We start from the raw sequence: 18,258 nt of genomic DNA on the forward strand, positions 1-18,258 counted from the left end.
GAGAGGGCCCGTCGGCGACACGACGCAATAATTGCTAATTAACGAGGACTTATGCAAGTCTGAGATGCACGCAGACCCCACCGAAGGAGCCCGCGCGATGTCACCGAAGACGAAGACCGGCACCCCGCCCGCCAAGGCGGCCGCCCCCGACGCCTCGTACGTGGGGCGCGGAGTGCACAAGGTCGCGGTGGAGGCGCTCGCGCTCAGGATCTTCGACGGCACCTACGACGAGGGCGACACCCTCGACCTGCCGCAGCTGATGGCGGACCTCGACGTCAGCCAGACCGTGCTGCGCGAGGCCATCAAGGTCCTCACCGCCAAGGGACTGGTCGACGCCCGGCAGAAGCGCGGCACGTTCGTGCGCCCGCGCGACGACTGGAACGTCCTCGACTCCGACGTGCTGCGCTGGCAGCTGCGGGCCGGGGCGCCCACCGACTTCTTCGCCGACCTCCTGGAGCTGCGCCGCTCCATCGAGCCCGCCGCCGCGGCCCTCGCCGCCGACCGGCGCACCGACGACGACCTGGCCGCCCTGGACGCGGCGCTCGCCGCGATGGCCGCCTGCGACGACGACCCGGTGCTCGCCGTGCGGGCCGACGCGTCGTTCCACACCGCGCTGCTCACCGCCTCCGGCAACCAGTTCTTCGCGCAGATGCGCCGCATCATCATCCCCGCGCTGGTCGAGCGGGACCGCCGGGTGCACTCCCACCCGTACGAGGACCCGCTGCCGGTGCACGCGGCCGTCGCCGAGCGCGTGCGCGCGGGGGACGCCGAGGGCGCGTACCACGCCATGCTCGAACTCCTCGACATGGCCATGCGCGACCACCCCTGACCCCGCTCCCCGGGAAACCCGCACCACCTCCTGCCGCCGCCACACCACACCGCCGGAAAGGAAGACCCCATGAGGATCAGCCGCATCGAGACGTTCCTCGCGCCGCCGCGCTGGATGTTCGTCCGCGTGGAGACCGACGACGGAGTGGTCGGCTGGGGCGAGCCCGTCGTCGAGGGGCGGGCCGAGCCGGTGCGCGCCGCCGTCGAGGTGCTCTCGGAGTATCTGGTCGGGCAGGACCCGATGCGGATCGAGGACCACTGGCAGGTCATGACGAAGGGCGGCTTCTACCGGGGCGGCCCGGTGCTCTCCTCCGCGGTCGCCGGGCTCGACCAGGCGCTGTGGGACATCAAGGGCAAGGCGTACGGGCAGCCCGTGCACCAGCTGCTCGGCGGCCCGGTGCGCGCCAAGATCCGCGCGTACGCCTGGGTGGGCGGCGACGAGCCGCACGAGATACGGGACGCGCTCACCGCCCAGATGGAGGCGGGCTTCACGGCGGTGAAGATGAACGGCAGCGGCCGCATGACGCCGCTGGCCACCCGTGAGGAGGTCCGCGCGTGCCTGCGCCGCGCCGAGACCGCCCGTGAAGTCCTCGGCGACGAGCGGGACTTCGGCCTCGACTTCCACGGCCGGGTCTCCCCCGCCAACGCCCGCCGCATCCTGCCGCTGCTCGCCGAGTACGACCCGCTGTTCGTCGAGGAGCCGGTGCTCTCCGAGTACATGCACGCCGTGCCCGACCTGGTGAACGCCTCCAACATCCCGATCGCGCTCGGCGAACGCCTCTTCACCCGGCGGGAGTTCCTCGCCCCGCTCCAGGCGGGCGTGGCGATCCTGCAGCCCGACATCTCGCACGCGGGCGGCATCTCGGAGCTGCGCCGCATCGCCTCCCTCGCCGAGGTGTACGGGGCGCAGATCGCGCCGCACTGCCCGCTCGGCCCGGTCGCGCTCGCCGCGAGCCTCCAAGTCGCCTTCACCACGCCGAACTTCCTCATCCAGGAACAGTCCATCGGCATCCACTACAACCAGGGCGCCGAGCTCCTCGACTACGTCGCCGACCCGGAGCCGTTCCGCTTCCACCACGGCTGTCTGATCCGCACCGAGCGGCCCGGGCTCGGCGTGGACGTCGACGAGGCCGCGGTGCGCGCCGCAGACAAGTCCGGGCACGCCTGGCGCAACCCGGTGTGGCGGTACGAGGACGGCTCGTTCGCCGAGTGGTGACCCGCCGCGGGTGACTCGCGGCGGTACCCCCCTCCTCCCCCCTCGCCGTGAACTCCCCCTCCGCCCCCCACGATTCAGCAACCCCAGAAAGAGCAGCAGCCATGGACTTCAGCACCGCCCTGCGCGCGGAGCGGCTCGTCGCCATCATCCGCGGCACGGATCCCGAGGCGTCCTTCCGCACCGTCATCGCCCTCGTCGAGGCGGGCATACCCCTGGTCGAGGTGTCCCTCAGCGGCGCCGACGCCCTGGGGGTCATCGAGCGGGCGCGCGCCGAACTCCGCGACGCCGCCTGGCTCGGCGCGGGCACCGTCGTCACCGAGGTCGACGCCCGCCGGGCCGCCGAGGCGGGCGCCAACCTCATCGTCACGCCCGGGCTCGGCCCCGGCTTCCGCGCCGCAGCGCGCCAGGGCCTGCCCACGCTCGCCGGGGTGCTCACCCCCAGCGAGGTCTGCGCGGCCCTCGACGCACGGGCCACCGCCCTGAAGATCTTCCCGGCGTCGGCGCTCGGCGGCCCCTCCTACCTCAAGGCGCTGCGGGCGCCCTTCCCGGACGTGCCGTTCGTGCCGGTCGGCGGCGTCGGCGTCACCGAGGCGGCCGAGTATCTGCGGCTCGGGGCGCTCGCGGTGGGCGTCGGCTCGCCGCTGGTCGGGGACGCGGCGGACGGCGGCGACCTGGCCGGGCTCCGCTCGCGCGCGGCGGCCTTCCTCGCGGTCACGGGCAAGGAGGCGCGCGCATGAGCGGCGAACGCACGGACACGGGTGCGGTGTTCACCTTCGGCGAGACCATGGTCGCGCTGCGCGGCAGCGGGCCGCTGAAGCTCGGCGGCTCCATGGAGGTATCTGTCGCGGGCGCCGAGTCGAACGTCGCGATCGGCCTGGCCCGGCTCGGGCACCCGGTGCGCTGGGCCGGTGCCGTGGGCGACGACGAGGCGGGCGAGCTGGTCCTGCGCACGCTGCGCGCCGAGGGCGTCGACGTGTCGGGCGCCACCCGCGACGCGGAGGCGCCCACCGGGCTGATCCTGTTCGAGCCGCGCCTTCCCGAGGTCACGCGGGTGCACTACTACCGGGCGGGCTCGGCCGGTTCTCGGATCAAGGCGTGCGCGGTCGAGGAGGCGTTCACGGCCGAACCGCCGCGGGTGCTGCACCTGACGGGCATCACCCCGGCGCTCGGCCCGTCCGCCCTGTGCGCGGCCCGGCGCGCGCTGCGCCTGGCCCGCGAGCACTCGACGCTCGTCTGCCTCGACGTCAACTTCCGCTCCCGGCTGTGGAGTCACGAGGACGCCTCGGCGGCCCTGCGGGAGTGGCTGCCCTACGTCGACGTGCTCATCGCCTCGGACGACGAGCTGCCCCTGTGCCTGCCGTACGACGCTCCGCGCGAGGCACCCGAACAGGCCAAGTTGCTCCTGGACCTCGGCGTGGGCGAGGTCGTCGTCAAGCTGGGCGCGGACGGCGCCACCGTGCACACCGCCGACGGCGAGCTGCACCGCCCGGCCCGGCCCGTGCGGGCGGTGGACGCGGTGGGTGCCGGTGATGCCTTTGTGGCGGGCTATCTGTCGGCACTGCTGGACGGCGCGGACGCCGCCGGACGCCTGGACCGGGCGGTGACGACGGGCGCGTTCGCGGTCGCGTCCCGGGGCGACTGGGAAGGGGCGCCGACACGGGCCGAGTTGAGCCTCCTCGGGGTGAACGAGGGCACGGTCGTGCGGTAAGAACCTGGTCGGCGTCCACGCATCCCCCTCCGCCCGGCGGGACAGGATCGGGGCAGCCGAACGGCCCGCGCGGACGACCAGGACAGGGGCACAGCGACCATGAGCGCACAGCGGCAGGGACTCGCCATGAGCGGCACCGGTGTGGAGGGGGCCCGCCACTTCGAGCGGGCCCTGGACGCCCTGCTCTTCTTCCGCGGCGAGGTGGCCGACGAGGCCCAGGCCGTCGTCGCCGCCTCACCCGATTCGGTGATGGGCCGCGTCCTCTGCGCCTACCTCGGGCTGCTCGGCACGGAGGAGAAGGAGGCGGCGTCGGCGGCGGACGCCTTCGGCGTGTTCCGCAAGGGGCTCGACCTCGCCGGGATCAGCTCGCGGGAGCGGCTGCACGTCGCGGCCGCCGAGGCGTGGCTCGCCGGTGATCTGCACGGCGCCGGGCGGCGGTTGGGCGAGCTCAGCACCGCCTTCCCGCACGACGTGCTGGCGCTCGCCGTCGGCCACCAGATCGACTTCTTCACCGGCGACGCACAGCGGCTGCGCGACCGGATCGGGGGCGCGCTCGGCTCCTGGGACGACCTCGACGACCCGTGGCGCGGTCCGCTGCTCGGCATGTACGCCTTCGGGCTCGAGGAGTCCGGGCACTACGAGCACGCCGAGGAGGTCGGCCGCCAGGCCGTCGAACAGCACCCCCAGGACGTGTGGGGGATCCACGCGGTGGTGCACACCTTCGAGATGCGGGGCCGGTTCGCGGACGGCATCCGCTTCCTCGACGCCCGCGCCGACGACTGGGCCTCCGGCAACTATCTGAACGTGCACAACTGGTGGCACTACGCCCTGTACGCCCTGGAGGCGGGCGACCTCGACCGGGTCCTCGGCGTCTACGACAGCGCCCTGCACCACGACGGCTCCGAGGGCCTGGCCATGGAACTCCTCGACGCCTCCGCCCTGTTGTGGCGGCTCCTGCTCGCGGGCCACGACACCGGGGACCGCTGGGCGGCGCTCGCCGGGGCCTGGGCCGGGCGGGCGGACGGCAGCTACTACGCCTTCAACGACGCGCACGCCGTGATGGCGTACGCCGGTGCCGGGCGGCTCGCCGACGCGGAGCGGCTCGTCGCCGACCGGGAGCGCCGGCTCGCGGTCGGCCACCGGCCCGGCGTCACCAATCACGCGATGACCCGGGACATCGGCCTGCCGGTGTGCCGGGCGCTGATCGCCTTCCGCCAGGAGCGGTACGCGCGCGTGGTCGAGCTCCTGGCCCCGATCCGCCACCGCCTGGGCGAGTTCGGCGGCAGCCACGCACAGCGCGACGCCGTGCAGCGCACCCTGGTCGAGGCCGCTCTGCGGGCGGGCCGCCACGACCTCGCCCGCACCCTCCTGAGCGAGCGCGTCCACCTCCGCCCGGTGTGCCCGTACAACTGGCTGGCCTGGGCCCGCCTGGCCGACCGGGTCGGGGACGCGGCACAGGCCGCGACGGCGCGGGCGCGGGCGGGGAAGCAGGCGGCCGAGGGGGCCGCGGCGCTGCGGTCGGCCTGAGCCCGCCACGGGTGAACGGGCCCCGCATCGAACGGGACCCGTACCGAACGGGATCCATACCGAACCCGGTCCATACCGAACCCGGTCCATACCGAACGGCGTCCGTACCGAGACCGGGCCTCTGTCGAAGCTGCCCCAGGCCACGGAGCCGGTGCCGCACTCGCCCCACAGGCCGAACCGGTCGGCGACCGCGGAGAGGTACGCGGCGGCGAGCGCCCGCCCTGGTCACCCGCGACGCCGGACAGGCACCCGAAACAGCGCCCGCACAGCCGGAGTTGAGCGCCACGGAGCCCGTACGGCGGGACCTCCGGCCCGGCGTCCCCGACGTCTCCCTCTTCCCTGGACCGTCCTGGGCGACCACCGCCCGGGACGCCACCCGGCACGGCCCGGACGCGTACGCCTACGGTGATCCGCGCGGCCGCCTCGAACTCCGGTCCGCCCTCACCGACTGTCCGAACCGGACCCGTGGCGTGGCCGGGGCGCCGGGGCAGACCCTGGTGACCGGCTGGTTCGGCACGAGCCGGACCCTCACCCCGGTCCGCACCCGGGCCCGAGTCCCCGCCCGCGTCGCCCGCAGGGCGTGATCGTGGGCCACGGCCGCCCACCGGCCCGAACCGCCACCGAAGCACGGGGCCGACTCATCGCAGTGACGGCGCGCGCGGGCCTGCCCGACGCACGCCCCTGGATGTGACGACCCGGGCCGCCCATGGATCACCGCGAGGGCGGGCACGCAGCCTGGGATCCAGCCGCCTCGGTGCGCTGCACCAGGCCGCCCAGGATGAGGGCGAGGCCCGCCTCGAACGCCGATTCGTGATCGATCTCCGGCACATCGGCCGGCCGCTCCGTGACGGCACCGTGGCCTGTGTCGGCCTGCTCTTCCAGCACGCTGCCGACGGTGTAGCGGCCGGCGGCCAGCATGGCCATCTGCGCGTCTCGCTCGGGCACGCCGGAGGTGACGAGGAAGGTCATCTTGCGCCGGATCCGGTCGAGGTCGCCCGTCGGGACACTGCCGGCGTGGAGGCGTGCGCCATCGCGGCGCAGGAGCAGCGTGCGCCGGAAGCTGCGCGTGTTCTCCAGGAACCACTCCCGCCAGTCGTCCTCGGGCGCGGGAAGGGGCGCTCCGGCATGGGGCGCCATGGCCGCCTCCGCCATGGCCGCGAGCAGATCCTTCTTGGTGCGGAAGTGGTAGTAGAGCGAGGGCTGCTCGACGCCGAGCCGCTGCGCCAGCCGCCTCGTGCTGACGTTCTCCAGGCCCACCTCGTCGAGCAGGCTCAGCGCTTCAGTGACGACGGTCGCACGGTTCATCTTGGTCACGTTGACATTCTATCGGTGATAGAAGACTCTGGAAAGGAATCAATCACCGATAGAATTTGAAGTGGTCGGCATGCCGAACAAGATCACGAAGCATTCTCTGAGGATTCTCGTCGCCGGTGGCGGCGTCGCCGGGCAGGCGCTGGCCTTCTGGCTCACCCGCGGTGGCCACCAGGTGACGGTCGTCGAACGCTTTCCGGCGCTGCGCGCCTCCGGGGCGCAGGTCGACCTGCGCGGGCAGGGCATCGCAGCGGTCGAACGGATGGGCCTGCTCGACACCGTCCGCAGCCGGCTCGTGGACGAGGCAGGCGTCGCCTTCGTCAACTCCCGAGGGAAGCCGAAGGCGACGATCATGGCCAACACCTCCGGCAGGGGCCGCCAGACCCTCACCTCGGAGTACGAGATCATGCGCGGCGACCTCGTCCGCATCCTCCACGACGCGACCGAGGACGGCACCGAGTACGTCTTCGGCAAGAGCGTCGACGGCTTCGACCAGGACGACCATCAGGTCACCGCCCACTTCTGCGACGGCACGTCCGGCGAGTACGACGTGCTGATCGGCGCCGACGGCCAGGGCTCACGCATCCGCCGGGCGCTGCTGCCGGAGGGCTTCGATCCGTACTGGCGCGTCGGCATCCACATGGCCTACTGGTTCGTCCCGCGCATCGCCTCCGACAGCAGCATCCGCGACACCTGCATGGTCCCGGGAGGCCGCCAGATCATGCGGCGCAGCCACAACCCGACCGAGACCCAGGTCTACTTCGTGATGCGCGAGGAGTCGGCGGAAGCCTCCGCGATCCACCGCGCACCCGTCGAGCAGCAGCAGGAATTCTGGGCCGGCCGTTTTCGCGACGCGGGCTGGCAGACCGAGCGGTTCATCGCCGGCATGAGGACGAGCCCGTTCTTCCACTCCCAGGAGATCGCCCAGGTCCGCACCGACACCTGGTCCCAGGGCCGGGTGGTCCTGGCCGGTGACGCCGCACACTGCGCCTCCCCCTACAGCGGCATGGGCATCTCCGGCGGCCTGGTCGGCGCCTACGTCCTGGCCGGTGAGATCAACCGGCACGCCGACGACCTGCCGACCGCCCTGGCGAACTACGACAGGGTGCTACGGCCCTTCATCAACGGGATCCAGGCCGAAGTGAACCCCCGCGTGCTGCGCCTCGGCATGCCCATGAGCAAGCACGCGATCAGCACCTTCCAGGCCGCCACGGCCCTCGCCTGCCTCCTGCGCATTCCCGACCTCACCGCGCGCTTCGCGAAGGCGGACCGCGGCGGCGACTGGCAGCTCCCCGACTACGACGGCCTGCCGCCACGCACGTGACGGCGCGCGCGGGCAGAACCGGCACGTGCAGGTTCACCCCCCTCCACGCCCCGCGCACCCGCGTCACCCCCGTGAGCGATGACGGCGATCGCCACCGCCTGCTTGGCTCGGGATCATGACCAAGCAGCTCAGGCTTCTCACACACCTCGCCCTGGCCCTCTCCGCCGTCGCCGTGGTGGTGGCGGGCCCGCTCGCCACCGCCGCAACCGCCGCACCTGTCCCTCAACTCCCGGGAGCCGGCGCCTCCTTCCGCGCCGAGAGCCCCGCCGTGACCCAGGTCGACGCCTTCTTCGGCGCCTACCGGCGCGCCTCGCTCGGTGGTGTCGAGGAGACCCCCGAGGAGGTGCGCCGCATGTATCTGGACCCTGAGCTCGACGGCCGGCTCACCGACTGGGCCGCCGAGCACGACGCGGACCCCGTCTTCCGCGCACAGAACATCCCGGACTCCTGGTCCGTGGCCACGCTCACGAGCGACGAGGACACCGAGACGGTGGTCCTCACCGAGCACTGGGGAGACGGCTCGACCACCACTGTCTGGTACACCGTCCGGCTCGCGGACCTCGTCATCGTCGGGCTCACGGACCCGCCCCTCCGACACCTGCCCGAATCGGCCCCCGCCGCTTCCGTGTCATGATCGCGAGATGTCGCACCCGTCCGCCGCCCTCGCACGCAGCGTCGTCGCCGCCGCTCTCCCCCAGGAGCCCGGCCCCGACGTGCGCCCCGTCGACGAGGGCGGCGAGCACTCCACCTGGTGGGTGGGCGAACGGCACGTGCTGCGGCTCGCGTTGGACGCCGGCGGGTCGGTGCGGCAGCGGCGCGAGGTCGCGCTGCGGGACGCCGTCCGGGGCCGCGTCGGAGAGGTCGGTGTGCCCGCGAGCGTCGCGTCCGGGGTCTGGGCGCCCGGACTGACGTACACCCTCGACACCCGGATCCCGGGGGCCTCCGCCGAGGTGCGGGGCGTCTCCGGTGCGGGCGAGCGGGATCTGGCCGCGCTGCTCTCGGGCCTCGCCTCCTTCCCGGGAGCGGAGGCCGAGGCCCTCGGGGTGCCCGTCGAGCGGCCGCGAGCCCTGGACGACGTACGGAAGCAAGCCATGGACGCGGCGCGGCAGTTGGCCGACGGCGGGGAGGCGGAGCGTGAGCTGCCCGGGCGGCTGGCCGGGCAGCTGACCGGACGAGCGACGGAGCCCGTGGCGGCGACTGCTCCGGCCCTCGTCCTCACCCACTGCGACCTCAAGGGCGAGCACCTGCTGGTCACTTCGGCGGGCCGGGTCGCGGGCGTGCTCGACTGGACCGACGCGGCCGTCGCCGACCCGGCCGAGGACGTCGCGGGGCTCGCCCTCTCCGTCGGAGCACCCGCCGCCGTCCGGGTGGCCGCGCTCGCCGGGCACTCCCCCGCGACCGCCGCGCGCGGTGTCGCGCTCGCCCGCTGCGACACGCTGATCCGCCTCGCCGACCGGCTGTACGGGACGGACGACAGCCCGCTCCCACTGCTGCGCGTGCAGCGGGAACGGGCCTGGGCGGCGCTGCCCGCGTAGGGCACCTCGAGAGGAATCCTCAGCGGAATGTCAGAGGCGTCCCGGAGGAATCCTCAACAGGACGTCCCGTTTGCGGAGTTGGTCCCCCTGCACCCTGGGGACATCCCTGGGTGGCGCACCGAAGCGGAGCCGGGGGGCGGCTCCTAGTCTGGATTCCGTCGCCAAGTGTCACGGCTCATGGGCCTGAGCCTGACTCCGGGAGGGCGCTGTGCGCTATGTGATCGAGGTGTACCGCTCGCCCGGCGGGGTGTACGGGAGTGTCGTGACGGAGAGCGGTGAGGAGACGGCCGGTGCCCGGCCGTTTCACGGCTGGCTCGAACTGCTCGCGCTCCTGGAGCCGCCGCCGGAGCCGCAGGGAGCGGGGCTTGCCGTGTCTCCGCCGGCGGAGGATCTGCCCTGAGACACCCGAAGGACATTCCTCGGCAATCCCGCTTGTGCGCGGGGTGGTCGCGCCCCCATCGTGGACCTTTAGGGACAGGCATCCCATGCAGGGGTCCGGGGGCGGTATGGCCGACGACGTGTTCTCCGGTCGCGCACAGGAACTCACCGCGCTGCACGAGGAGTTCCGGCGTGCGAGCGCGGGCGACCCGCGCCTCGTCCTGGTGGAGGGGCCGGGCGGCATCGGCAAGACCGCCCTGGTGCGCCGCTTCCTCGACACCGCGCCGGGCCGCCCCTGTCTGCTGCACGCCAGCGGCGAGGAGAACGAGAGCGCGCTGCCCTGCGGAGTGCTCGCCCAGTTCGTGGGCCAGAGCCCGCTGCCGCCGCCCGACGCACTGGCCGCCCTGGCCTCCGTACCGAAGTCGCTGCCGCCGAACCTGGCGCCGATGGCGGCGGGTTTCGGACTGCTCGACCTGCTCGGCGAGGTACAGGCCAAGGGGCCCGTGGTGCTGGTGCTCGACGATGCCCACTGGGCGGATGCGCCGTCCATGAACGCCCTGACGTTCGCACTGCGACGGCTCCGCGGTGAGCGGGTTCTGGCCATCGTGACCCTGCGCGACCTGAACAACCCGGCGCTGCCCGACGGGATCCGCCGGCTCCTCACGGACGTGCGCACCCGGCAGCTGCCGCTGGAGGGGCTCACCCCCTTCGAACTCACCTCGCTGGGCGCCGAGTTGGCCGCGCTGCGACTGCCGCACTCGGCGTCCGTGCGGCTGCACGCGCACACCCGCGGCAACCCGCTGCACGCCCGCGCGCTCCTGGACCAGGTGCCCGCCCCCGTGCTCATGGACGTCGGCACGCCGCTGCCCGCGCCGCGCTCCTACGCGATGCTCGTCCTCGCCAACCTCGCCGACTGCGGCTCCCAGGCCCGCCGTCTGGTGCAGGCGGTGAGCGTCCTCGGCCTCAACTGCCGGCTGCACAGGGCCGCTTCGCTCGCCCGGCTGCCGCAGCCGCTGCCCGCCCTGGAGCGGGCCATCACCGCGGGCCTGCTGCACTCCTCGCCGGCCGGCTCCGCGCCCGAGGTGTCCTTCCCGCACCCGCTGGTGCACGCGGCCGTGTACCAGGACATCGGGCCCGCCCAGCGCGCCGCCCTGCACACCCGCGCCGCCACCCTGGTCGAGGACGAGTACGCGAGCCTGCGCCATCGGGTGCTCGCCGCGACCGGGCCCGACGAGCACCTGGCCGCCGCGCTCGCCGCCTGTGCGCGCCGGGAGGCGGCCACCGGTCAGTGGGCGGTCGCGGGCACGCATCTGCGGCACGCCTCGCGCGTCGCCACGACCGCCGTGGAGCGGGACCGGCTCGCGGTGGAGGCCGTCGAGGCGCTGCTCCTGGACGGGCGGGTGCACGAGTCGGCGGAGCTCGCGGCCGCGCTCCCGGACAGCACCGCCCCGGCGCTGCGCGGCTATGTGCGCGGCTATGTGGCGCGGGTGGAGGGGCGCACCGAACAGGCGCAGACGCTGCTCCTCGACTCCTGGGAGCAGTGCGACCAGGACGCCGAGCCGTCGCTCGCGGCGCGCACCGCCGAGCAGTTGAGCTATGCCGCGGTGATGCGCGGGCGGGCCGCCGACGCGGCGCGCTGGGCGGAGCGGGCGCAGCGGCTCTCGACGCTGCAGGGGCCGAGCCGCATGCTGCGCTTCAACCATCTGATCGCGCTCGGGCTGAGCGGCGCCGCGAAGCAGGGCATCGCGCTCGCCGCCGATCTGCCCGATCCGCTGCTCGTGCCGCTGGGGAGCATCGATCTGCTGCTCGCGCGGGGGCAGTTGAGGCTGTGGTCGGACGACCTCGACGGGGCCCGGCAGGATCTGCTCAGCGCCGTCGCCAACTGCCGCAACACCACGGTTCCGCTGCGGCTGCTGTCCTCGTCGGCGCTCGCGCAGGCCCTGCACCGGCTCGGCGACTGGGACGAGGCCCTGATCCACGCGGAGACGTCCGCGTCGATCGCGGACGACACCGACCAGTCGTGGCTGAAGCCGGTGACGCACGGCGTGGCCGCGCAGATCCTCGCGGCGCGCGGCGCCTGGGACCGGGCGGAGGGGCATCTGCGGCTCGCCCTGGACGCGCCGGGCAGCGCGGAGACGGCGGTCGCCTTCGCGTACGCGGCCTCCGCGCACGGCCACTTCGCGGACGCCCGCGCGGAGCCGGAGCGCGTCGTGGACGCGCTGCGCCCGCTGCTGCGCTACGCCGACCACGACGGCGTCAACGAGCCGGGCGTGGTCGACTGGCACGAGCTCCTCGTCGAGGCGCTGATCCAGCTCGGCGCCCTGGACGAGGCCGAGGCGGTGCTCGCGCCCTTCGAGTCGCGGGCGGCGGACCGGTGCCGGCACTCGGCGATGGCGGGGGCGGCCCGGGTGCGGGCGGCGCTGCTCGCGGCGCGGCGCGACAAGTCCGGCGCCGAGGCCGCGTTCCGGCGCGCCCACGACCACGCGGCCCAGGTGCCCATGCCGTTCGTCCGGGCCCGGGTCGACCTGGACCACGGCGCCTTCCTGCGGCGGGTGGGGCGCAGGGCCGCGGCGGTGGCACGCCTGCAGTCGGCGTACGACACGATGTCGGCGCTCGGCGCGCTGCCCTACCGGTCCCGCTGCGCCCGCGAACTCGACGCCTGCGGCCGGGCGGCGCCCCCGCGCACGGACAGCGATCCGGCCCAGAACGGGTCGGCGGGCGACGGCGCGGACGGCGCGCTCACCCCGCAGGAGCTGGCCGTCGCCCGGCTCGCCTCCCAGGGCCTGACGAACCGGCAGATCGCCACGGCCCTGGCGCTGAGCGTCAAGACGATCGAGTACCACCTGGGGCACACCTACGCGAAGCTCGGCATCACCTCCAGGATCGGCCTGGTCGCCCGGCTCGCGCCGCACCCGCACCCCTCCTAGTGGCCGCCCCCAGGGGGACACCGGGGTAATCCCTGGTTCACTCCCCGAGGCGACCCGGTACGGCCCGCCCCTACCGTCGGGGCCGTACACGGGAAGCACTGGAGGTGTTCGGATGGCTTCCTCGACATCCCTGACCGCGTGCGGCGACACACCGGCCGTGCTGCGTCTGGGTCTGCTGGGGGGTTTCCGCCTGAGCCACGGCGGCGACGGCGGCAACGAGATCGACGTCACGGCGAGCGGTCAGCAGCTGCTCGCCCTGCTCGGCCTGCGCGGGCCCGCCACCCGCTCGGTCCTCGCGGGCACACTCTGGCCGGAGGTGCCCGAGCACCGGGCCCGGGCCAGTCTGCGCACCGCCATGTGGCGGCTGAACGGGGCGGGTTCGGCGATCGCCGACGTGCGCACCGGCGTCCTGTCGCTCAGCCCGCTGGTCCGCATGGACATCGACGACCTGACGGCCACCGCCCACGAGGCGCTGTCGGCGGCCGACGGGTCCCGGGTCCGTGGCGAGTCGGCCGCCCTGCTCGGCCGGGGCGAGCTGCTGCCGGGCTGGGACCAGGAGTGGGTGGTCTTCGAACGCGAACGGCTGCACCAGCTGCGGCTGCACGCCCTGGAGGCCCTGTCCGCGCGCCTGGTCGCCCAGGGCGCGTACGCGACCGCTCTGGAGGCCGCGCTGGAGAGCACCCGCATCGATCCGCTGCGCGAGAGCGCCCACCGCGCGGTCGTCTCGGTGCACCTCGCCGAGCACAACGTCGCCGAGGCGGTGCGGCACTACGAGGGCTTCCGGGCCCTGCTGCTGCGGGAGTTGGGGGTCGAGCCCTCGCGGCAGTTCTCGGTGATGGTGCGGCGCGTGCTGGTGTGAGGGCGCGCCCGGCGCGTACGCGGGTGTGACGGGGCGGTGACGCGAGCCCCGCCACGATGGACGCGCCTCGTCCGGGAGACGGGGGAGACGGGCCGGACTATGGGGGGCCGCCCGTCCGGAGCGACGCCCCGGCGGCTGTCCGCGCAGCCGCCGGGACGGGACCGCTCGGCCCTGGGCGAGGCGCTCACCGGCCGGGGGACGCGCGCCCGAACAGCAACGCAGCACGCCCGAACGGCACCGGGGACACGACAGACAACCGAGACCGCCGTACGTGTGGATCACGGGGCCATGCGTACGGGGAGATGCGCGGACGCACGGACGGGGGTGCGTGTGGACGCGGGAGGGGCGGGACGCCGTGAGCTCGCGGCGCCCCGCCCCCTTTCTCTTCCCCCTGGAGCTCCCCCGGGCCCCCTTCTCAGTGGCTCGTCCCGCGATCGCTGCCGTCCTGATCGCCGTCGTCCTGCTCGTCCTGCGTGCCCGGCCGTTCCGCGTGCAGTCCCGCCACCGCCCGCTCGACGGCCTTGTGGGGCAGGCCCGTTCGGCGGCAGAGCTCCTTGGCCGGCAGTTCGTGCAGGACCGTGTCGACGTCCTTGCCCTCGACGGCGGCGATCTGCTGGACGTAGCCGCGTACGCGGTCGACCGGGTCGGCCGCGTCCGGGCGCGGCCCCGCGGGTGCCGGCGGGGGCGCCCCGGGCAGGCCGCCCCTGGCCTCGTCGGTGCGGCGCGGCTCCTGCTCCAGCCAGGTCGTCCACACGCCTCGGCCCACCAGGTGCGCGGCGGCGGACTCGGCGACGGAGCCGTCCTCGATGACGCCCGGGTCGGCGGCGTCGGCGGCGACCAGGAGGCGGCAGGAGGAGACGAGTTGGGGCGGCGCCGTGACGGACGGCAGCTCCAGGTCCGCGCGCTGGTCCGCGGGCAGCAGGGTGGCGAGCGCCAGGGCGTCCGGGTGGCCGGGGACGCTCGCGAGCAGCCGGTGGATCATGTCGCGCTGCCACTCCCGGTCGAGGGCGGCCCCCTTGCCCAGGAGCATCGCGTGGGCGCCGACGATGCCGAGGAACGGCGCCATCTTCTTCGAGTGCAGCATGAGCGAGATCTGCTCGTCCGAGACCAGTTCGAGGCCCTGCCGGAGCCCGGAGAGGGCCGCCTCCAGGGCGAGCGAGCGGGCCGGGTCGGCGTCGCTCCAGCCGTCGCCCTGGCGCGCCATGTGCACCGAGGCGTACTGGGGTTCCGGGCCCTGGCTGCCGTTGGGCACGAAGACCATCGTGGTCCAGCCCTCCTGCACCCACAGCGCCTGCGCCAGCGGGTAGCCGCCGCCGTTCGGGACGCGGGTGCGCAGCCGGTAGCCGCCGGGCGCGAGCGGGGCGCTGAACGCCGACCACTCCTGGTCGCCCGAACTCTGCCAGCCGTCCTCGCCGCCGTCCACGGGCGTGCCGTCCTCGGCGGCGACCTCCAGGGCGTAGGGCGCGAGCCGGCGGCCGCGGCGCAGGTTGCGGATCAGGACCATCAGGCTGGGCGCGCCCGTGCCGTGGGTGGAGGCGCGGCTGAAGCGCACGGCCGCCTCCTGGTGGTCCTCGCGGGTGGAGGACGTGCCCACCAGGGGCGCGGGCGTGGGGATGCGGGGCAGCGGCAGCCGTTCGACGAAGGGTTCGCCGCGGACCTCGACGAGCTTGCTGTCGACCGCGCCGCCGAAGCGCTGCTCGATGCGGTAGATGCCCGGGGTGAGCGTCGTCTCGACGGTGCCCATCCGATGGATGACCTCTTCGAAGGCCGCGTCCGTGACGGTGACCATCACGGAGGGCGTGTCGGGGATGACCACGAACGGCACGGCCTTCTCGGGCTGTTCGCGGAACCGGTCAGAACTGGACACCGTTGCCACCGCCTGTCACTACCTCGAAGAAGCCGTCGTTACGGAAGTCAGGAGCCATGTCGCTGTCCGGGATCATCCGGTAGAGCCCGGGGACGAGGGACTCGACGCTCTCGTCCTTCTCGACGAAGACCCGGCGCGGCTCGTCGAGGCGGCCGCGGAGTTCGACCCAGCCGCGGAATCCGGCCGGGAAGCGCAGTGTCACCGGGTAGGCGCCGTTCCCCTGGAGCCGGGCGAGGACGAGCGGTTCACTGAGCTGGGTGCGGAACGTCGCCCGCTGGGAGACCACTCCCCTGGCGCGCTCCAGCACGTGCTGCTGCACGTAGTTGCTCAGCTTGTCCGAGGTGACCGCGCCGTCGGCGACGGTGGCGCCGCCCGCGCCGCGCAGCCCCTCCAGGAGCGCGGTGGTGAAGTAGCCGCGCGCCTCGTCGGGGTCGGCCGGCAGGGACTCGTAGGCGGGGTCGCCGAGCGAAGCGGCGTACCCGATCAGCCAGTTGACCTTGTCCGGCGTCTCGGTGGTCTCCGTGAACGGCGGGGCGAAGGGGGCCACAGTGCCGAACCTGGTGCGGCAGCAGTCGGCGAAGAAGACGACCTCATGGAAGGGCGAGGCGGACTCGTACCACTCCACGTACTTGCCCACGGCGATGTGGTTGCCGAGCATGTGCATCGCCGCGTCCGCCATGAGCAGCGCCGCGTCGCCCCCGAACGGCGCGATGCCGTGGCCCGCGAGGAACACGTACAGGCGGCTCTCGGCCCAGGACTCGGGCCGCTCCGTGAGGGCCTGGCGGACGGCGTCGTGGGCCCGGATCAGGGCCCGGACGACGTTGGCCGTCGTGGGCTTGGCGCACGTGTAGTCGGTGACCTGTTCGTCCTCCTCCGTGGCCGCGACGAGCGTGACGTTCGCCGCGGGTACATCGCCTCCGGCCGGGTCGACGAGCCACTCCGTGAAGCGCTGCGCGTCTCCTCGCGGCCCGCGCAGATCGCTGATCGCCGGGTAGCGGTTGATGCCGACCACCACCGCGTAGTGCAGGCTGTTCATCGGGCTTCCCCCTGCGTTCGCTCTCTCACTCGGCGAGCATGGCGGCCACGCTCGCCAGGACCTCCGGGTCGTCGTCGAACCCGGAGTGGCTGTGGGCGCCGGAGCTCAGGCCCGGGCCGCCGTCGTGCGGCGACCAGACGGTGCGGGTCGCGTCGGCGTCCAGGAAGTCCCGAACGGCGGCGATGTCCTGGCCCGCGCCGCCCGCCCCGTCGCTGTAGGCGCGCTGCATCCCGGCCAGCGGGAGGACGGCGGAGCGCCCGTCCGGGTCGCGCTCCAGGACGCCGGAGACGAAGTACAGGAGCGACCTGGGGTACAGGTGCGGCACCAGGTGGTCGGCGCGCTCCGCGGTGTCGGTCATGGTGAACATGCGGAAGCGGTCGAAGAGTTCGGCCCTGCGGCGCACGACGGGTGCGAGGTGCGCGACGGTGCAGGCGGGGGCGAGCAGGACGACGTCGCGGACGCGGAAGTCGGCCGGGACGGGCTCCTCGGCGGCGGTGCGGCGGCGGTCGAGGTCGGTGAGGAGGTTGTCGATGAAGACGGCGCCCGCGCTGTGTCCGACGACGGAGAGCCGGGGCCGGGGCCCGGCGCCGAGGAGTTCGCCGAACCGGTCCATGAAGTAGCGTCCGGCGCGCACCTCGCCGGGCAGCGCGGGCGCGGCGAAGGTGGCGGCGGTCTGCTGCTTCATGGCGTCCCAGATGGCGGCGCCGACGTTGGCGACGTAGAACTCGCGCAGGATCTCCTCGACGACGGTCGGGTACAGGCCGTGGTCGCTGTGCGCGCGGAAGCGGCCCACGACGGCGCCGACCACGCGGACGGCCTTGCGCACCAGGAGCGCCGAGGTGACGACGGCCCGCTCGACGTCGGCGGCGACCGTGGCGACGGTGAGTTCCTCGACGGTCGCGGGCGACATCAGGGTGGCGGCGGCCGCGCGTCCCCCCGTGACGCCGCGCGCCGCCGCCTGCTCGGGCGGTCCTTCGGGTGCCGTCGATGCGGGGTCCTGGTAGGCCGAGTTGACGATCTCGCGGTTGCGCAGGGCGAGTTCGGTGTCCGCGTCGAGCTCGGCGGTGATGCGGGCGCGTTCGGCCTCGCTCAGCTGCTCCACCTCGTGCGGGGCGACGAGCTGTCCGTACGGCTCCTGGCCGCGCTCGGCCAGGGACAGTTCGGCGGCGACGGCGCGGGCCGGCGGGGTGGGCACGGTGCCGAGTGAGCGGCGGCCCGGCTGGGCGAAGACGAGCCCGGCCGCGTAGCGCGTGACGCGGTTGAGCAGGGTGCGGAAGACGCTCTCGGAGAGGATCTTCGGGAGGTTGCCGCGGACCGTCTCCAGGAGGCCGCTGCTCCACACGAAGAAGACCGGCGTGACCCCGGCGGCCTCGTAGACCGGGGTGAGGCGGGCGGCGGTGGCGAAGCCGAGGGCGTCGTCGACGAGCCCGCCGTGGAAGTGCAGGACGACCCGCGGCCGGTCCTTGAGCCCGGCGACGAGCGCGTCGATGTCGGCGGTCGTGGTCGAGGCCAGCCGGCCGTTCTCCCGGGTGTGGATGCAGTTGCTGCGGCGTGTGTCCATCTCCGAAACCTCCCGGCCTGCGGACCGGGTGACTGCTCCCGGCGCAGGGCAGCGTAGGACCGGGCCGTCCGCGCACACCTCGGGGACCGGCTCGGGGATGTCCCTGGTGAGCGGGGCCGGGGTACGGTGCCCCCGGCGGACCCCTGGTCGGCGGGTCGGGCGAAGGGGCCCATATCCCCAC

The 18,258-nt window shown here is 74.0% G+C and carries 16 protein-coding genes; 12 read left to right on the plus strand and 4 right to left on the minus strand.

Translation table 11 applies throughout. From position 1 onward, the window contains the following. Positions 1–97 precede the first annotated feature (97 nt). The 6 genes from ACFWYM_RS10665 (at position 98) to ACFWYM_RS10690 (ending at position 5,863) form a co-directional block, all read left to right on the plus strand. Positions 98–829 (plus strand): FadR/GntR family transcriptional regulator, encoded by a 732-nt coding sequence (locus tag ACFWYM_RS10665; RefSeq protein ID WP_384833252.1) that lies wholly within the window; start codon positions 98–100, stop codon positions 827–829. Between the two features lie 69 nt (positions 830–898). Continuing rightward, a complete protein-coding gene (gene dgoD, locus ACFWYM_RS10670; RefSeq protein ID WP_384833255.1) occupies positions 899–2,044 on the plus strand; it encodes a galactonate dehydratase in 1,146 nt (381 codons plus the stop codon). 101 nt (positions 2,045–2,145) lie between these two features. After that, positions 2,146–2,781, plus strand: coding sequence for a bifunctional 4-hydroxy-2-oxoglutarate aldolase/2-dehydro-3-deoxy-phosphogluconate aldolase (locus ACFWYM_RS10675; protein ID WP_384833258.1), 636 nt, complete (start codon positions 2,146–2,148; stop codon positions 2,779–2,781). Continuing rightward, entirely contained in the window at positions 2,778–3,752 is a 975-nt protein-coding gene (locus ACFWYM_RS10680; RefSeq protein WP_384833261.1) for a sugar kinase, read from the plus strand. Before ACFWYM_RS10675 ends, ACFWYM_RS10680 begins: the two co-directional genes overlap by 4 nt. 99 nt (positions 3,753–3,851) lie before the next feature. Then, on the plus strand, positions 3,852–5,279 hold the full coding sequence (locus tag ACFWYM_RS10685; protein ID WP_384833264.1) for a tetratricopeptide repeat protein: 1,428 nt from the start codon (positions 3,852–3,854) through the stop codon (positions 5,277–5,279). 275 nt (positions 5,280–5,554) lie between these two features. Beyond that, positions 5,555–5,863 carry a hypothetical protein gene (locus ACFWYM_RS10690; RefSeq protein ID WP_384833267.1) on the plus strand — a complete coding sequence of 103 codons (309 nt, stop codon included), beginning with the start codon at positions 5,555–5,557 and terminating at the stop codon, positions 5,861–5,863. A gap of 127 nt (positions 5,864–5,990) precedes the next feature. Here the strand turns inward: ACFWYM_RS10690 and ACFWYM_RS10695 are convergent, their stop codons facing one another. Continuing rightward, a complete protein-coding gene (locus ACFWYM_RS10695) occupies positions 5,991–6,584 on the minus strand; it encodes a TetR/AcrR family transcriptional regulator C-terminal domain-containing protein (RefSeq protein WP_384833358.1) in 594 nt (197 codons plus the stop codon). Positions 6,585–6,663: 79 nt separating this feature from the next. Between ACFWYM_RS10695 and ACFWYM_RS10700 the strand changes: the two genes are divergently transcribed. The 6 genes from ACFWYM_RS10700 to ACFWYM_RS10725 all read left to right on the plus strand — a co-directional run bounded on the left by ACFWYM_RS10700 (position 6,664) and on the right by ACFWYM_RS10725 (position 13,613). Further along, entirely contained in the window at positions 6,664–7,914 is a 1,251-nt protein-coding gene (locus tag ACFWYM_RS10700) for an FAD-dependent monooxygenase (RefSeq protein ID WP_384833270.1), read from the plus strand. Between the two features lie 115 nt (positions 7,915–8,029). After that, positions 8,030–8,548: a hypothetical protein gene (locus tag ACFWYM_RS10705; protein WP_384833273.1), complete on the plus strand. Its 519-nt coding sequence runs from the start codon at positions 8,030–8,032 to the stop codon at positions 8,546–8,548. Positions 8,549–8,555: 7 nt separating this feature from the next. After that, positions 8,556–9,449, plus strand: coding sequence for an aminoglycoside phosphotransferase family protein (locus ACFWYM_RS10710; protein WP_384833276.1), 894 nt, complete (start codon positions 8,556–8,558; stop codon positions 9,447–9,449). A gap of 208 nt (positions 9,450–9,657) precedes the next feature. Beyond that, positions 9,658–9,849, plus strand: coding sequence for a hypothetical protein (locus tag ACFWYM_RS10715; RefSeq protein ID WP_384833279.1), 192 nt, complete (start codon positions 9,658–9,660; stop codon positions 9,847–9,849). Positions 9,850–9,955: 106 nt separating this feature from the next. Further along, positions 9,956–12,754 carry an ATP-binding protein gene (locus tag ACFWYM_RS10720; protein WP_384833282.1) on the plus strand — a complete coding sequence of 933 codons (2,799 nt, stop codon included), beginning with the start codon at positions 9,956–9,958 and terminating at the stop codon, positions 12,752–12,754. A gap of 112 nt (positions 12,755–12,866) precedes the next feature. After that, positions 12,867–13,613, plus strand: coding sequence for a BTAD domain-containing putative transcriptional regulator (locus ACFWYM_RS10725; protein WP_384833285.1), 747 nt, complete (start codon positions 12,867–12,869; stop codon positions 13,611–13,613). Between the two features lie 415 nt (positions 13,614–14,028). Here ACFWYM_RS10725 and ACFWYM_RS10730 read toward each other — a convergent pair whose 3' ends face one another. From ACFWYM_RS10730 to ACFWYM_RS10740, 3 genes are read right to left on the minus strand one after another with little or no spacing between them, the layout of a single operon-like run. Next, positions 14,029–15,480 (minus strand): hypothetical protein, encoded by a 1,452-nt coding sequence (locus ACFWYM_RS10730; RefSeq protein WP_384833288.1) that lies wholly within the window; start codon positions 15,478–15,480, stop codon positions 14,029–14,031. Next, positions 15,467–16,516, minus strand: coding sequence for a caspase family protein (locus ACFWYM_RS10735; RefSeq protein WP_384833291.1), 1,050 nt, complete (start codon positions 16,514–16,516; stop codon positions 15,467–15,469). The genes ACFWYM_RS10730 and ACFWYM_RS10735 overlap by 14 nt, the downstream gene beginning before the upstream one ends. Positions 16,517–16,541: 25 nt before the next feature. Then, entirely contained in the window at positions 16,542–18,077 is a 1,536-nt protein-coding gene (locus ACFWYM_RS10740) for a hypothetical protein (RefSeq protein ID WP_384833293.1), read from the minus strand. Positions 18,078–18,258: the final 181 nt, after the last annotated feature.

Source organism: Streptomyces sp. NPDC059009 (assembly GCF_042740175.1).
Lineage (GTDB): Bacteria > Actinomycetota > Actinomycetes > Streptomycetales > Streptomycetaceae > Streptomyces.

Coding starts and splice junctions, on each gene's coding strand:
- ACFWYM_RS10665 (WP_384833252.1), top strand. CDS start 98: ATGTCACCGAAGACGAAGACCGGCACCCCGCCCGCCAAGGCGGCCGCC.
- ACFWYM_RS10740 (WP_384833293.1), bottom strand. CDS start 18,077: ATGGACACACGCCGCAGCAACTGCATCCACACCCGGGAGAACGGCCGG.
- ACFWYM_RS10685 (WP_384833264.1), top strand. CDS start 3,852: ATGAGCGCACAGCGGCAGGGACTCGCCATGAGCGGCACCGGTGTGGAG.
- ACFWYM_RS10675 (WP_384833258.1), top strand. CDS start 2,146: ATGGACTTCAGCACCGCCCTGCGCGCGGAGCGGCTCGTCGCCATCATC.
- ACFWYM_RS10680 (WP_384833261.1), top strand. CDS start 2,778: ATGAGCGGCGAACGCACGGACACGGGTGCGGTGTTCACCTTCGGCGAG.
- ACFWYM_RS10710 (WP_384833276.1), top strand. CDS start 8,556: ATGTCGCACCCGTCCGCCGCCCTCGCACGCAGCGTCGTCGCCGCCGCT.
- ACFWYM_RS10695 (WP_384833358.1), bottom strand. CDS start 6,584: ATGAACCGTGCGACCGTCGTCACTGAAGCGCTGAGCCTGCTCGACGAG.
- ACFWYM_RS10700 (WP_384833270.1), top strand. CDS start 6,664: ATGCCGAACAAGATCACGAAGCATTCTCTGAGGATTCTCGTCGCCGGT.
- ACFWYM_RS10725 (WP_384833285.1), top strand. CDS start 12,867: ATGGCTTCCTCGACATCCCTGACCGCGTGCGGCGACACACCGGCCGTG.
- ACFWYM_RS10735 (WP_384833291.1), bottom strand. CDS start 16,516: ATGAACAGCCTGCACTACGCGGTGGTGGTCGGCATCAACCGCTACCCG.
- ACFWYM_RS10720 (WP_384833282.1), top strand. CDS start 9,956: ATGGCCGACGACGTGTTCTCCGGTCGCGCACAGGAACTCACCGCGCTG.
- dgoD (WP_384833255.1), top strand. CDS start 899: ATGAGGATCAGCCGCATCGAGACGTTCCTCGCGCCGCCGCGCTGGATG.
- ACFWYM_RS10705 (WP_384833273.1), top strand. CDS start 8,030: ATGACCAAGCAGCTCAGGCTTCTCACACACCTCGCCCTGGCCCTCTCC.